Genomic DNA, 14,846 nt, shown 5'->3' on the forward strand with positions numbered 1-14,846 from the left:
GGTGCTTGTGCGCCTTCTTGGCTACCGGAGCGGAAGCGTCGGCCTTGGCGGCTTGGGCTTTTCTGAGCGGAAGCTTCTTTCTTCACAGCGTGCTTTTTAGCGGCGTGCTTGTGAGCCTTCTTGGCTTTCGGAGCGGAAGCGTCGGCCTTGGCGGCTTGGGCTTTCTGAGCGGCGGAAGCGTCTTTCTTGGCTACGTGCTTTTTAGCGTGCTTTTTGGCAGCTTTTTTAGCCGGAGCGGAAGCGTCAGCCTTGGCGGCTTGAGCTTTTTGAGCAGCGGAAGCTACTTTTTTCTTTTCAACTTTTTTGGCCTTGTGGATGGCCGGAGCGGAAGCAGCAGCTTTTTCAGCGGCGAAACCGTTAGCGGATACCAGGCTGAAAGCAGCGGTCAGGGCGAGCAGAGCCAGCTTTTTCATTTACGAAACTCCTAAGTTTCTTTCGATTGGGGTGAAACGGACCCGTAAAAGTCCTAATTCAGGCCGTGATGCTATCTATGGCAAGGGGGAGCGTCTAGGGGAGGCGTGTATCTCTATGTTACAAAATGTACATCAGGCTGTCGGCCAGCGAAGCAAAAAGCGCGCGCCGCCCATCGGCGAGCTTTCCACTTTGACGTCGCCGCCATGGGCGCGGGCAATGCCGGCGACGATGGCGAGGCCCAGGCCGTGGCCGCCGGTCTTGCGGCCGCGGCTCTCGTCCAGCCGCACGAAGGGGTCGAACACCCGCTCGCGGTCTTCGGCCGGAATGCCGGGGCCATCGTCGTCGACGATGATGCAGTAGTGCTGCTTGTCGATCAGGATATGGGTGGCGACGATGGAGCCGGCGTGGCGGCGGGCGTTGGACAGCAGATTGTCCAGCGCGCGGGTGATCAGGTGCTCGTCGGCGATGATTTCCAGCGTGTCGCCCACTGGTTCTATCCAGTGGATTTCCTGCGCCAGCGCCGCCTGGCCGGCGATGCGGTCGCGCGCCCAGGGGATGGCGTTGAAGCTGGTCAGCTTCAGCGGCGCTTCCGGGCGGTCCAGCCGGGCGTGGAACAGCAGCTCTTCCACCAGCTTGTCGATGGCGGTGAGGTCGCGTTCTATCGCCTGGCGCTCCTTGGACTCCTCGTCGCCCTCCAGCAGCGCCAGCCGGTAGCGCAACCGCGCCAGCGGCGTGCGCAGCTCATGGGCGACGGCGTTGGTCAGCGTTTTCTTGCTGTTGATCAGCGCGCCGATGTTGTCGGCCATGTGGTTGAACGCCACGGCCAGGTGCTGGACGCCGGAGTGCGGCGGCAGGTCGACGCGGGCGGAGAGGTCGCCGTTGGCCAGCCGGCCGGAGGCGCGCTCCAGCGCCACCAGGTCGCGCCAGTGCGGCCGCATCCACAGGAACACCGGTATCGCCAGCGACAGGCCCAACAGGCCCAGCAGCGCGTAGTCGAACCACTTGAGCCTATGCAGGAAGAACAGGTAGCGCAGCGGGCCGGCCACCAGCAGGTAATTGCTGTCCTGCAGCTTTTGCAGGAACAGGTATTTGTCCTCCAGCATCACGATTTCGCCGCGGTCCAGCGCCTGCCTGGACTCGTCGTCCAGGATGTAGTTGCTCATCTTTTCCACTTTGACGCGGAAGGTGAAGCCGTAGTCGGCGTTGGCCAGGGTTTCGCTCCAGCGGTCCTCCGGCACGCCGCGCAGGTCGGCCTCGATCAGCGACAGCGTGGTGCGCAGCAGGTCGGCCAGGTAGCGTTCGCCGACATCGTCCACCGCCTGCTTGTAAACCACGCCAACCATGATCACCGCCACCAGGAAACAGGACATCAGCAGCAGGTAGAACTGGATGAAAAGACGGCGCATCCGCGCTTACTCCCAGCCGGACAGCGAGAACAGATAGCCGCGGTTGCGCACCGTCTTGATGCGGAACGGTTCGCTGGGGTTGTCGCCCAGCTTCTTGCGCAGCCGCGAGATGGCCACGTCTATGCTGCGGTCGAGGCCGTCGTAGCTGACGCCGCGCATTTCCTTCAGCAGCACGTCGCGGTTCAGCGTTTCGCCGGCGTGGCTGGCCAACAGCCACAGCAGGTCGAAGTCCGAGGTGGACAGCGGGATCTTCTCGCCGGCCAGCACCACGTCGCGGCTGACCGGGTCGATCGACAGCTGGCCGAACACCGCCTTGCGCGAGCCCTTGGCCGGCTGCTGCGCTTCCGCGGCCGTTTGCGCCGGGCGCAGATTGCGCAGCTGCGCGCGCAGCCGCGCCACCAGCACCGACGGCGGCGTGGTTTTCAGGATGTAGTCGTTGGCGCCCAGCTCCAGGCCCAAGATCTGGTTCATGTCGCTGTCCAGCGAGGTCAGCATGATGATGGGGCCGTCGAACTTGGGGCGCAGCTCGCGGCAGATCGACAGGCCGTCCTTGCCGGGCAGCATGATGTCCAGCAGCACCATGTCCGGCGCTTGGCGCGCGATGGTGTCCAGCGCGGCGTCGCCGCGCGGCTCCACCACCACTTCCATTTCATGGCGCGACAGGAAGTCGCTGATCAGTTCCGCCAGATCGGCGTCGTCTTCTACAAATACGATGCGGTGGGTCATGCGTGCGTCCATGCGAGTGATTGCCGGTTTGACGGCAAGTATCTCGCGCCGGGGGCCGCGGCTCAAGTGCGGGCGGATCTCAAGCCGGCTCCCGGCCAGGCAGAAACAGCGGATTGAAGCCGATGCGGGCGAAGCCGGCCTCGCCGGCCAGCAGGTCCAGCGCCAGGCTGGCCAGGTCGTCGGCGCCGGCTTCCGCGCTGGTGTCCAGCAGCAGCGAGATCTGCTTCAGCGCGCCATGGCACTCGCCGCAGGCTTCCACTTCGCGCGCGCCGCGCGCCTGGTGCGGTTGCTGATGGTCGGGCGCGGCGGGGACATGGTCCTGCGCCGCCAGCGAGTAGTAATGCAGGTCCCGGCTGTTGCCGCAGGACAGGCAGCGCACCCGCCCCACCGGCCAGGCATGGCTGCACATCGAGCACAGCACGTAGCGCTGGGCATGGCCGCTGTCGCCGCGCAGCAGCAGCGAGGCCAAGGGCAGGCCGCCGCAGCACGGGCACCTCGCCTGTTGGCTTTGCGGCTCGGGCAGCGGGCGCTGGCGGATGCTGCGCGTGGCCTGCGCCTGCAGCGCGGCGCCCAGCAGCGGCAAGGCGGCGAACAGCGGGCCGTCCGTCGGATACTCGCCGTTGAGCAGATGTTCCGCCAGCCGGCTGAGCGCGGCGGCGTCCTGCGCCAGCAAGAGGCCCGCAGAGCCCCGGACCGGATCGGGCAGTTCCGACTCCAGCGACTGGAGCAGTTTTTCCAGCGCGGAGCGCGGATCCAGCCGGGAGGCGTCGTGCAGCGCCTGCTGTTGCTGGCAGATGGCGGCGCACAGCCGCAGAAAATCGGCCATCGCGTGGCCGTCGGCCAATTGCAGCAGCCGCGCGGCGCGGCGGGCGAAGATGTCGGGCGGCGGCCGCAGCACGGGCAGGCTCATCAGCGGGGCGTCGCCGGCGCGGATCTGCTCGGCGGGGAGGATGGGTTGGGTGGGTGTCATGGTTGATATTGAGGCTTTGAGATTGTTTGCCATTTACATCGTAAGAAATCGATCTTTATCGACGCTAGGATCGAGTCGACGTGGCTGATTCCCCATCAGCGCAAGCCGGCTCCAAAGCCATTTCTAAGGTTTTAAGACGCCGGTTGTTCGACGCGGGGCGACGTTAGCGCCCCGCTAGTTCCGGCGGCTCCTTGGGAATGGGTTTGGTGCCGGGGTTTCGCCGCGCTGTTGGGGCGGCCTGGGATTGCCTCTGCGTGTGAATCTTCGATTCACTCAGCGATAGGGCTGGCCGCTCAGCCCCTGGCCCGTCTGCCGGGCGGAACCGGCACCTAAACATGTCGTCCGCGCAGCGGACACTCGCTATTTCTTCCCCGTCATTTCCTTATACCAGCCGGGATGGTGCTTCTTGGCCCAGGCATGGGTGACCACCCCCTCCACCATCGCCCGTATCGTGCCCTTCACCCACAGCGCGGCGTAGACGTGGACGATGATGCTGGCGATCAGCGCGGTGGCGGCCCAGGCGTGCAGCAGCAGCGCCAGCCGGATCACCGGGATGGGAAAATAGCCGGAAAAGTACTGGCGCCAGGCGATGACGCCGGTGACCAGCATGGTGGCCACGCACAGGGTCATGGTCCAGAACATCGCCTTCTGGCCGCCGTTGTACTTGCCCACCTCCACCGTCTCATGGCCGCGCAGCACGTCCTTCACCGCCAGCATCCACTGGATGTCCTGGCCGTTGATCAGGTTGCGCCGCCAGTAGCGGAAAAACTGGACGAAGAAGCCGACGAACATCAGCACGCCGACGAAGGGGTGCACCATGCGCGCCAGCTGCGGCGTGCCGAACACGCCGGTCAGCCAGAAGAAGGCCGGGTAGAACAGCGCCAGTCCCGACAGCGCCAGCAGCACGAAGCAGATGGCGACGATCCAATGGTTGATCCGCTCGGCGGCGCTGTAGCGTTGCAGCAGTTTTTCCTTCATCGCTTATCCTCCTCGCGGGTTTCGTTTTCCTCATCGCCGTCGGCGCGGTTGGGGCCGACGGTGATGTAGTGCAGGAAGCCGAACAGGCCGGCGGCGGCGATGCCTATCGTCGCCAGCGGCTTGAGCCAGCCCTTCCACAATTGCACGGTGGGGCTGATCTCCGGGTTGTTGGGCAGGCCGGAGTACTGCTCCGGCTTGTCGGCGTGGTGCAGCACGTACATCACGTGGGTGCCGCCTACGCCTTGCGGATCGTACAGGCCGGCATGCTGATAGCCGCGCCGCTGCAGGTCGGCCACCCGTTCCGCCGCCACTTCCTTCATGTCCTCCTTGGAGCCGAACTGGATGGCTCCGGTGGGACAGGTCTTGACGCAGGCCGGCTCCAGGCCGACGGCGACGCGATCCGAGCACAGCGTGCACTTGTAGGCTTTGTTGTCTTCCTTGCTGATGCGCGGGATGTCGAACGGACAGCCGGCGATGCAGTAGCCGCAGCCTATGCAGTTTTCCTGGTGGAAATCGACGATGCCGTTGCTGTACTGGACGATGGCGCCCGGCGACGGACAGGCTTTCAGACAGCCCGGGTCGGCGCAGTGCATGCAGCCGTCCTTGCGGATCAGCCATTCCAGCTTGCCGTTGCTTTCCTCCTCGGCGAAGCGCATCACCGTCCAGGCCTTGGCGGACAGGTCGGTGGGATTGTCGTAGACGCCGATGTTGTGGCCGACCTCCTCGCGGATGTCGTTCCATTCGGAACAGGCCACCTGGCACGCCTTGCAGCCTATGCAGGTGGAGGTGTCGATCAGCTTGGCCACTTCCAGCGTCTGGCGGACCTTGGGGCTTTCGGTCGGGCTGGCGGAGCGGCGCTTGATATCCAGGGATTGCAATGGCATGGCGGCGGCTCCTTACAGTTTTTCCAGTTTGACCAGGAAGGCCTTGTACTCGGGCGTCTGGGTGTTGCAGTCGCCGACCGCGGGCGGCAGCGCATTGGTCAGATAGCCCGGCCGCGCCACGCCCTCCCAGCCCCAGTGCAGCGGGATGCCGATTTGGTGCACGGTCTGGCCGTTGACCTTCAGCGCCATCAGCCGCTTGGTGACCACCGCCTTGGCCTTGACGAAGCCGCGGTTGGAGCTGACCTTGACCATGTCGCCCTGGACGATGCCTTTTTCGCGGGCCAGCGCCTCGCCGATTTCGACGAACTGCTCGGGCTGGGCGATGGCGCTCAAGAGCACCGACTTGGTCCAGAATTGGAAGTGCTCGGTCAGCCGGTACGTGGTCCCGACATAGGGGAAGTCTTTGTGCGTGCCCAGCCGCTTCTTGTCGCTGTCGAACAGCCGCACCGCCGGGCTGGAGACAACTTTAGGATGCAGCGGGTTGGTGCCGATCGGGCTTTCCATCGGCTCGTAGTGTTCGGGGAAGGGGCCGTCCACCAGCTTGTCGGCGCAGAACAGCCGGCCCACGCCCTCGGGGTTCATGATGAAGGGCATCATGCCGGAGTCCGGCGCGGCGTCGGCCTTGAAGTCCGGCACGTCGCCGCCCACCCATTTGTCGCCGTTCCAGCTGATCAGCTTGCGCTTCGGGTCCCACGGCTTGCCGGACGGATCGCAGGAGGCGCGGTTGTACAGGATGCGGCGGTTGGCCGGCCACGACCACGACCAGCCCGGCGTATTGCCGAGGCCGGTGTCGGTGTTGTCGCGGCGCGCCATCTGGTTGCCGGCCTGCGGCCAGCAGCCGGAGAAGATCCAACAGGCGCAGGCGGTGCGGCCGTCGTCCTGCAGTACGGCGAAGCCGGGAATCTGCTCGCCCTTCTTCACCAAGGTCTTGCTGGGGTCGGCCGGGTCCGGCAGGTCGGCCAGCGCTTTGCCGTTCATTTCCATCGCCAGCTCGCTCGGCGTCGGGGCCTTCGGGTCGCGGTAGTTCCAGTTCACTTTCAGGATCGGTTCGGCCAGCTTGCCGCCTTCCTTGCGGTAGAGGTCGCGGATGGCGACGAACAATTCGCCGATGATCTCGTTGTCGCCGCGGGCCTCGCCCGGCGGTTCGGCGCCTTTCCAGTGCCATTGCAGCCAGCGCGCGGAGTTGACGATGGAGCCGTCCTCTTCGGCGAAACAGGTGGAGGGCAGCCGGAACACCGTGGTCTGGATCTTGGCCGGGTCGACGTCATGCGCCTCGCCGTGGTTTTGCCAGAAGGTGGAGGTCTCGGTGGCGATCGGGTCGATGATCACCATGTACTTGAGCTTGGAGAAGGCCTCGGTCACCTTGGCGGCGTCAGGGAAGCTGGCCAGCGGGTTGAAGCCCTGCACGATGAAGCCGTTCATCTTGCCCTGGTACATCAGCTCCGCCATGTGCAGCACGTCGTACATCTTGTCCCACTTGGGCAGCCAATCGTAGCCCCAGTCGTTTTCCTTGCTCGCGTTGTCGCCCCACATCCATTTCATCAGGCTGACGAAGAACTTCGGCGTGTTGCTCCAGTAGTTGAACTGGTTGGCCTGCAGGCTCTTGGGCGTGGTCTTGGCCAGATAAGTGGCCAGGTCGGGATGGTCGGCTTCGCTCGGCAGCGTCAGGTAGCCGGGCAGACTGGTGGACAACAGGCCCAGGTCGGACAGGCCCTGGATGTTGGAGTGGCCGCGCAGCGCGTTGACGCCGCCGCCGGGCATGCCGACGTTGCCGAGCAAGAGCTGGATCATCGCCATGGTGCGGATGTTCTGCGTGCCGGTGGTGTGCTGGGTCCAGCCCAGCGCGTACAGGATGGTGCCGGCCTTGTCGGGGCGGGCGGTCTCGCCCAGTTCCTTGCACACCTGCAGAAAGCCGTCCACCGGCGTGCCGCAGATATTGTTGACTACTTCCGGCGTGTAGCGCGCGTAGTGCTGCTTCAACAGCTGCCAGACGCAGCGCGGGTGTTGCAGCGTGGGGTCGGTCTTGGCGTAGCCGTCGTCGCCCAGCTCGTAGTTCCAGCTGCTCTTGTCGTACTTGCCTTTGGCGGCGTCGTAGCCGGAGAACAGGCCATCGTCGAAATGATAATCCTCGCGCACGATCAGCGCGGCGTTGGTGTAGGCCTTGACGTAGTCCCAGTGAATCTTGTCGTTTTGGATCAGCCAGTTGATCACGCCGCCCAGGAAGGCGATGTCCGAGCCGACGCGGATCGGCAGGTAGAGGTCGGACACCGAGGCGGTGCGGTTGTAGCGCGGGTCCACCACGATCAGCCGCGTGCCGCGGGTCTTTTTCGCCTCTATCGCCCACTTGAAGCCCACCGGGTGCGCCTCGGCGGCATTGCCGCCCATCACCAGGATGAAGTCGGCGTTCTTGATGTCCACCCAGCTGTTGGTCATGGCGCCGCGGCCGAAGGTGGAGGCCAGCGCCGACACCGTCGGGCCGTGGCAGACACGGGCCTGGGCGTCGGTGGCGACGATGCCCAGGCTGCGGATGAATTTCTGCGAGATGATGCCGGTTTCGTTGGAGCCGGCCGAGGCGGTCAGCATCGCGGTGGACAGCCAGCGGTTGATCGGCACGCCGGCGGCGTTCTTCTCGACGATATGCGCGTCGCGGTCGTCCTTCATCAGCCGGGCGATGCGGGAAACCGCCTCGTCCCAGCTGATTCGCTTCCACTCGCCGCTGCCGGCTTCGCGCACTTCGGGGTATTTCAGCCGCTTGGGGCTGTGGATGAAGTCGAGCAGGCCGGCGCCCTTCGGACAGAGCGAGCCGCGGCTGACCGGATGGTCCGGATCGCCCTCGATATGGTAGATCTCGCCGTGCGTGTTCTTGGCACCGTCGCCCAGGCCGTACAGGATCAGGCCGCAGCCGACGGAACAGTAGGTACAGGTGTTGCGGGTTTCGCGCGCGCCCATCAGCTTGAACTGCCTCACTTCGGCCAGCGCCAGCTGCGGCGCGAAACCCATGGCGACCAGGCTGGATGCTCCCAGCTGCGCGGCGGTCAGCTTGAACAGCTGGCGTCGGGTGACTTCCATCGTCCATCTCCTCCAGGCGATCCGCCGATTGGCAGGATGCGGATATTCCCATTTCATGCAAGTGCTGCGGTCGGTATTTTTTTATCGTACTCCGATACGGAGTTTATGACCATTTTATTGACATGGTTTTGCGGTGGGCATCGCGCCTGGAACGGCGCCGCGCGGCAGGATGCCGCGGGGGAGGGGAAGAAAGCCTGCCGCTGTGAAACCGTCCGCTCAGCCCGAAGGGGCCGAGCGGCCTGTTCCATTCTTTGTAGCAGTTTTATTACGATTTACAGAATGCAATTGCAGAATATGCGAATTCAATCGCCGCTTTGCCAGCCGCCGCCCAGGGCCTTCAGCAGGCTGACGCTGGCGATCAACTGGCTGCCGCGCAGTTGCGCCAGCGTCCGCCGGGCCGCCAGCTGGCTTTGCTGGGCGATGGCCAGCGTCAGCGCGCTGTCCAGCCCCTCGCGGTAGCGCAGTTGGGTGATGGCATAGGCCTGGTCCTGATTGCGGACGGCGATGTCCTGCTGCCGGCGCGCCTCGTCCAGGCCGCGCAGCGCGCCCAGCGCGTCCTGGGCTTCCTGCACCGCCTGCAGCACGGTCTGGCGGTAATTGGCCAGCGCGGCGCGGTAGCCGGCTTCGGCGTAGCCGACATTGGCGCGGGTCTTGCCGTTGTCGAACACGGTCTGGCTGGCTTGCAGGCCGATGGACCAGATCAGCGCCGGGGTGGAGAACAGGCCGGCCAGCGACGCCGATTCGCTGCCGGCGTAGGTCGGCGTCAGCGTCAATTGCGGGAAATAGGCCGCCTTGGCCACGCCGATCTGGGCATTGGCCGCCGCCATCGCGCGTTCGGCCGAGGCGATGTCCGGCCGGCGCTGCAGCAACTGGCTGGGGGCGCCGGCCGGCGCCGCCGGCATGGCCGCCGGCAGCGCGCCGGGCGCCAGGCGAAAGGCGGGAGCGGGCGCGCCGCTCAGCGTGGCCAGCAGGTCTTCGCCGACGCGGCGCTGGTTCAGCAGCAATTCTCGCTGGGCGCGGCTGGCGCTCACCGCCGCCGCTTGCAGCGCTTCGTCGCCGGCGGCGGCCAGTCCGGCCTGATGGCGGATGCGGGTCAGCTCCAGCACGCGCTGCTGCGCGGCGATGGTGCCGTCCAACAGCCGGATTTCCTCGTCCTCTTGGCGCAGCTGCAGGTAGGCGCTGGCCAGCTGGGCGGTGAGCAGCAGCTCGACGTTGGCGCGGTCGGCGGCGGCTTGTTCGGCGCCGGCGCGCGCGCTTTCGATGTCGCGGCGCACCCGGCCCAGCCAGTCGATCTCATAGCTGACGCTGAGCGTCGGCTTCAGGTCGTTCTGCACGGCGCTGCTGTTGACGCTGCCGTAGCTGGACAGCGGCCGGTCGGCCGAGACGCGGCTGCGCGCGGCGGCGGCGCCCAGGCTGACGGCCGGCAGCGCGGCCGCGCCATGGACGCGGCTTTGCGCTTCGGCCTGGTCCAGCCGGGCCAGCGCCGCCTGCAGCGTCGGGCTGCGCGCCAGCGCCTCGGCTTCCAGCCGGTTCAGCTCGTCGTCGCCGAAGGTGCGCCACCATTCGGTTTTGGGCTCGGCGTCGGCGGGGGCGGCCGGCAGCCAGCCGTCGCCGCTTTTCCATTGCGCCGGCAGTTCGCTGGGCGGGCGGACGTAATCGGGTCCGACGGCGGAGCAGGCGCCAAGGCTCAGCGCGATCAGCAGGGGAAGGGCGCGCATCGCCTCACTCCCCGGCGGCGGCGATGGCGACCGCCTGGCCGTCGCGGATCGAGTCCGGCGGATTGACGATCACCTTGTCGCCGGCTTGCAGCCCGGCCTTGATTTCCACCTCGTGGCCGTAGTCGGTGCCCAGCGCCACGGTTTGCAGCTTGACCCGGTGGTGGGCGTCCACCAGCGCGACGCGGCTGCCCTTGGCGCCGAATTGCAGGGTGTTGGTGGGCAGGGTCAGCTTGCCGCCGTTGGGCAGCTTGAACGACACGTCGACGTATTGGCCCGGCAGCAGGCCATGGCCGGCGTTGGCCACTTCCACCTCCACTTGCAGCGTGCGGGTGGCGGGGTCGATGGCGCCGGCGGTGCGCGCCACCCTGCCGACGCTAGGCTGGCCGGGCGCTTCCTGGCGCGCGATGTCGGCCTTGTCGCCGACGCGGATGGCGCCGGCCTGGGCTTGCGGCACGTAGGCGTACAGATGCAGGCGGTCGATCTGGGCGGTGGCGAACAGGGCCTGCGCGCTGCCGCCGTTGCCGGCGTTGACCAGGCTGCCGGTGTCGATGTTGCGGCGGGTGACGATGCCGTCGAACGGCGCGACGACGCGGGCGAAGTCTTGCTGGTCGCGCAGGCGCTTCAGCTCGGCCTCGGTCTGGCGGTAGGCGCTTTCCTTCTCATCCAGTTCCTGCTGCGACACCGCGTCCTGCGCGCGCAGCGTCTTCCAGCGCAGGTAGGCGGTTTTGGCCAGGCCGAAATTGGCCTGGGCTTCCTGCACCTGCTTGTCGATGTCGGGAATGTCCAGCTCGGCCAGCAGCTCGCCCTTTTTCACCGGCTGGCCGATGTCCTTGTACCAGCGCTTGATGTAGCCGTTGGTGCGGGCGTAGATCTGCGCCTCGGCCATGCCTTGCAGCGTGGCGGGCAGGGTGAGGCGGGCGTCGGCGCGGGCGGGCGACGGCGTGACCACGCTGACGGTCAGCACCGCGCGGCGCTCGGCCTCCCGGGCCAGCGCCGCGGCGTCGGCGTGGCGCACCAGCAGCGTGCGGGCGAGGCCGGCCAGCAGCAGGATCACGATCACGGCGGCGGCGACGCGGGCCTTGCGCGCCACCGCGCCGCGGCGTTCATGGTGCAAATGCAGTTCGGGCAGGCCCTGGTGGGCATGGCGGGATTCGGTCATGTCATGCGTCCTGTGCGGCAGCCGGCGCGTCGGCCGCCTGTTGTTTGCGTTTGGCCAGATGGCGGTGGAAGCTGGCGAACACCACCGGCACGAACAGCAGCGTGGAGACGGTGGCGAACAGGAGGCCGCCTATCACCGCGCGGCCCAGCGGCGCGTTCTGCTCGGCGCCTTCGCCGAAGCCGATGGCCATCGGGATCATGCCTATGATCATCGCCAGCGCCGTCATCAGCACCGGGCGCAGCCGGGTGGCGCCGGCTTCCAGCGCGGCCGACAGCGGCGGCAGGCCCTCGTCCAGCCGCTGGCGGGCGAAGGACACCACCAGGATGCTGTTGGCGGTGGCCACCCCCATGGTCATGATGGCGCCGGTCAGCGCCGGCACCGACAGGTCGGTGCCGGTGAGAATCAGCATCCAGGCGATGCCGGCCAGCGCTGCCGGCAGCGCGCTGACGATGATGAAGGGGTCGAGCCAGGACTGGAAATTCACCACGATCAGCAGGTAGACCAGCACGATGGCGCCGAGAATGCCGACCGACAGGCCCAGGTAGGAGGACTGCATGGTTTCCACCTGGCCGCGCATGTGGATCTGGCTGCCCTTGGGCAGGTGGGCCTTTTCCTCGTCGATGATGCGCTGGATGGCGGCGGCCACCGAGCCCAGGTCACGGCCGCGCGCGCTGGCGTAGATGTCGATCGACGGCAGGATGTTGTAGCGGGTGACGATGGCGGCTTCGCGTCCCGGCGCGGCGGTGACCAGATTGCCCAGCGTCTGCTGGCTGGCGGCGTGGCCGCCGGGCGGGTTGATCGGCAGCTGCATCAACTGGTCCAGGGTGCCGATCTGGTACTGCGGCGTCTGCGCCTGCATGTTGTAGACGATGCTGTTGGCCGGATTCAGCCAGAACGCCGGCTGGGTCTGCTGGCTGCCGGACAGCGGCAGCAGCAGGTTCTGCGCCACGTCGAACGGCGCGATGCCCATGCCCTGCAGCCGGGTCCGGTCCATGTTCAGCCGAATCGACGGCGCGTCCAGCCGCTGGTGCACGTGGACGTCGGCGGCGCCCGGCACCGCCTGGATCCGGGTCAGCAGCCGGCCGGCGAAGGCGGCGTTGTCGGCCTGGCTCTTGCCGACGATTTGCACGTCGATGGCGGCCGGCGAGCCGAAGTTGAGGATCTGGGTGATGATGTCGGCCGGCTGGAAGAAGAACTCCACGCCGGGGAAGCGCTTTTCCAGCGCCTTGGGCAGCGCGTCGACATAGCCTGCGCTGGGGCGGTGGCCGGGCTTCAGCGAGATCAGCACTTCGTCGTCCAGCGTGCCTATGGTGCCGGAGTTGCTGTAGGACAGGTTGATGCCGCTGTAGGGCAGGCCGATGTTGTCGATGATGGAGTCCAGGTCTTCCGGCGGGATCGCCTTGCGGATTTCGGCGTCCACCTGGTCGGCCAGGATGGCGGTGTTCTCGATGCGGGTGCCGGTGGGCGCGCGCACGTGCAGCTTGATCTGGCCGGTGTCCACTTCCGGGAACAGGTCGCGGCCCAGCAGCAGGTATAGCGCGCAGGAGGCCAGGCAGAAGCCGAGGAAGCCGGCGATGAAGCGCTTGCGGTGGGTCAAGAGGTGGCTGAGCAGGTGCACATAGGTTTCGCGCAGCCGCTCGAAGCGGGCATTGAAGCGCTCGTGCACGCGGTGGATCCAGGCGTCGACGCGGCCGCCGCGGTGCTGGTGCCCCATCAGCAGCAGCGCCAGCGTCGGCACCAGCGTGCGCGACAGCACGTAGGAAGCCAGCATCGCGAACACCACGGCCTCGGCCATCGGCACGAACAGATAGCGCGCCACCCCTTCCAGGAAGAACATCGGCACGAACACGATGCAGATGCACAGCGTGGAGACGAAAGCCGGGATGGCGATTTCGCCGGCGCCGTCCAGAATGGCGGTGTACAGCGGCGAGCCCATGTGCAGGTGGCGCTCGATGTTTTCTATCGTCACCGTGGCGTCGTCCACCAGGATGCCCACCGCCAGCGCCAGGCCGCCCAGCGTCATCACGTTGATGGTCTCGCCTATCGCGTGCAGCGCGACGATGGACGAGAAGATGGACAGCGGGATGGAGACGGCGATGATGGAGGTGGTGCGCCAGTTGCCGAGGAACAGCAGCAGCATCACCGCGGTCAGCGCGGCGGCCACCAGCGCCTCGTGGATCACGCCTTCCACCGCGGTTTTGACGAAGATCGACTGGTCGGCCAGCAGGCTGACCTGGATGCCCTTCGGCAGCAGCGGCAACAGGCCGGGCAGCTTTTCCTTCAGGTGGCCGACCACGTCCAGCGTGGAGGCGCCGCCGTTTTTGTAGATCGACATCATCAGGCCGCGCTGGCCGTTTTGCTTGACGATATTGGTCTGTGGCGAGAAGCCGTCGCGCACGTGCGCCACTTCGCGCAGGAATACCGTGGCGCCGTTCGTCGTCTTCACCGGGATGTTGTTGAGGCCGGCGATGCTGTCGGGCGAGCCGTTCAGCGCCACATCGTATTCGGTGCCGCCGATCTTGGCGGTGCCGGAGGGCAGGGCCAGGTTTTGCGCGTTGACCGCGTTGACCACGTCGGCGGGCGTCAGCCCCTTGGCGGCGATGGCGCGGGTGTCCAGGTCCACCGACAGCAGGCGCACCTTGCCGCCGTAGGGATAGGTGATGGCGACGCCCGGTATCGTCACCAGCTGCGGCCGCAGCGTGTTGACGGCGGTGTCGAACACGTCCTGTTCCGACAGCGTCTTGCTGGACAGCCCCAGCTGGATCACCGGCACGCTGGAGGCGGTGTACTTGATGATCAGCGGCGCGGTGGCTCCGGGCGGCATCTGCTTGACCACCGCCTGCGACACCGCCACCACCTGGGCGATGGCGGTCTGGATGTTGACGCCGGGCTGGAAGAAGATCTTGATGATGGCGATGCCGGACAGCGATTGCGACTCGATGTGCTCGATGTCGTTGACGGTGGTGGTCAGCACCCGTTCATGAATCTGGGTGATGCGGTCGGCCATCTGCTGCGGCGGCAAGCCGCCATAGCCCCAGATCACGCTGATCACCGGAATGTCGATTTCCGGCAGCACGTCCACCGGCGTGCGCATGATCGCCAGCGGCGTGGCCAGCAGGATGATGATGGCCATCACGATGAAGGTATAGGGCCGTTTCAGGGCCGTTTCTACAATCCACATCTGGACGTGTTGCCTCTTGATTGCGGCGCGCGCGGCGGGCGCATGGCTGGGGGCGGCGAGCGGCCGCCCAAGCAGGCATGAGCCGCGCGGGCTGGCCGGTGGTGCCGATGGCAATCCGGGCCGCCCTTGTTGCAGCTTATGTCAGCTTTGGCGCGGTTTGGGGCCGGATTGTGCTTGCGGACGCCGCGGCGCATCGCCAGGGGTCCAAGCTGCATTAACTGGCCAGGCGGCCATGCCGTTGACACTTTTTCCCATCGTAGTAAAAAAATAATCTACTTTACTATTTCGGCTAGTAAAAACCCCGCGGCGCATCGGGCGCGGCGGGGTTGGCAGCGGCGCGC

At 66.4% G+C, this 14,846-nt stretch carries 10 protein-coding genes; all 10 read right to left on the reverse strand.

All coding sequences use genetic code 11. The features are described 5' to 3' along the window. The coding region (locus MY55_RS22630) for a hypothetical protein (protein WP_208856033.1) at positions 1-413 on the reverse strand (413 nt) is incomplete at its 3' end. Between the two features lie 132 nt (positions 414-545). Further along, positions 546-1,820 (reverse strand): two-component system sensor histidine kinase RstB, encoded by a 1,275-nt coding sequence (rstB, locus tag MY55_RS09430; protein WP_043578537.1) that lies wholly within the window; start codon positions 1,818-1,820, stop codon positions 546-548. Between the two features lie 6 nt (positions 1,821-1,826). Then, entirely contained in the window at positions 1,827-2,546 is a 720-nt protein-coding gene (gene rstA / locus MY55_RS09435; protein ID WP_043578811.1) for a two-component system response regulator RstA, read from the reverse strand. Between the two features lie 79 nt (positions 2,547-2,625). Next, the gene (gene fdhE, locus MY55_RS09440; RefSeq protein WP_043578541.1) at positions 2,626-3,516 is read right to left on the reverse strand and encodes a formate dehydrogenase accessory protein FdhE domain-containing protein; all 891 of its coding nucleotides are present in this window, start codon (positions 3,514-3,516) and stop codon (positions 2,626-2,628) included. A gap of 360 nt (positions 3,517-3,876) precedes the next feature. Next, positions 3,877-4,494, reverse strand: a complete 618-nt coding sequence (locus MY55_RS09445; protein WP_043578544.1) for a formate dehydrogenase subunit gamma — start codon at positions 4,492-4,494, stop codon at positions 3,877-3,879. Further along, on the reverse strand, positions 4,491-5,378 hold the full coding sequence (fdxH, locus tag MY55_RS09450) for a formate dehydrogenase subunit beta (protein WP_047243307.1): 888 nt from the start codon (positions 5,376-5,378) through the stop codon (positions 4,491-4,493). The genes MY55_RS09445 and fdxH overlap by 4 nt, the downstream gene beginning before the upstream one ends. A 12-nt stretch (positions 5,379-5,390) precedes the next feature. Then, positions 5,391-8,447 carry a formate dehydrogenase-N subunit alpha gene (fdnG, locus tag MY55_RS09455; RefSeq protein WP_076098021.1) on the reverse strand — a complete coding sequence of 1,019 codons (3,057 nt, stop codon included), beginning with the start codon at positions 8,445-8,447 and terminating at the stop codon, positions 5,391-5,393. Between the two features lie 302 nt (positions 8,448-8,749). Continuing rightward, complete coding sequence (locus MY55_RS09460; protein ID WP_047243306.1) at positions 8,750-10,165, reverse strand: efflux transporter outer membrane subunit; 1,416 nt, start codon at positions 10,163-10,165, stop codon at positions 8,750-8,752. Positions 10,166-10,169: 4 nt separating this feature from the next. Further along, complete coding sequence (locus MY55_RS09465) at positions 10,170-11,324, reverse strand: efflux RND transporter periplasmic adaptor subunit (RefSeq protein ID WP_047243305.1); 1,155 nt, start codon at positions 11,322-11,324, stop codon at positions 10,170-10,172. A gap of 1 nt (position 11,325) precedes the next feature. Further along, positions 11,326-14,505 (reverse strand): efflux RND transporter permease subunit, encoded by a 3,180-nt coding sequence (locus tag MY55_RS09470; RefSeq protein ID WP_047258468.1) that lies wholly within the window; start codon positions 14,503-14,505, stop codon positions 11,326-11,328. Positions 14,506-14,846 lie beyond the last annotated feature (341 nt).

Origin of the sequence: Chromobacterium subtsugae (assembly GCF_001676875.1) — a bacterium.
In the GTDB taxonomy this organism is placed as follows: Bacteria; Pseudomonadota; Gammaproteobacteria; order Burkholderiales; family Chromobacteriaceae; genus Chromobacterium; species Chromobacterium subtsugae.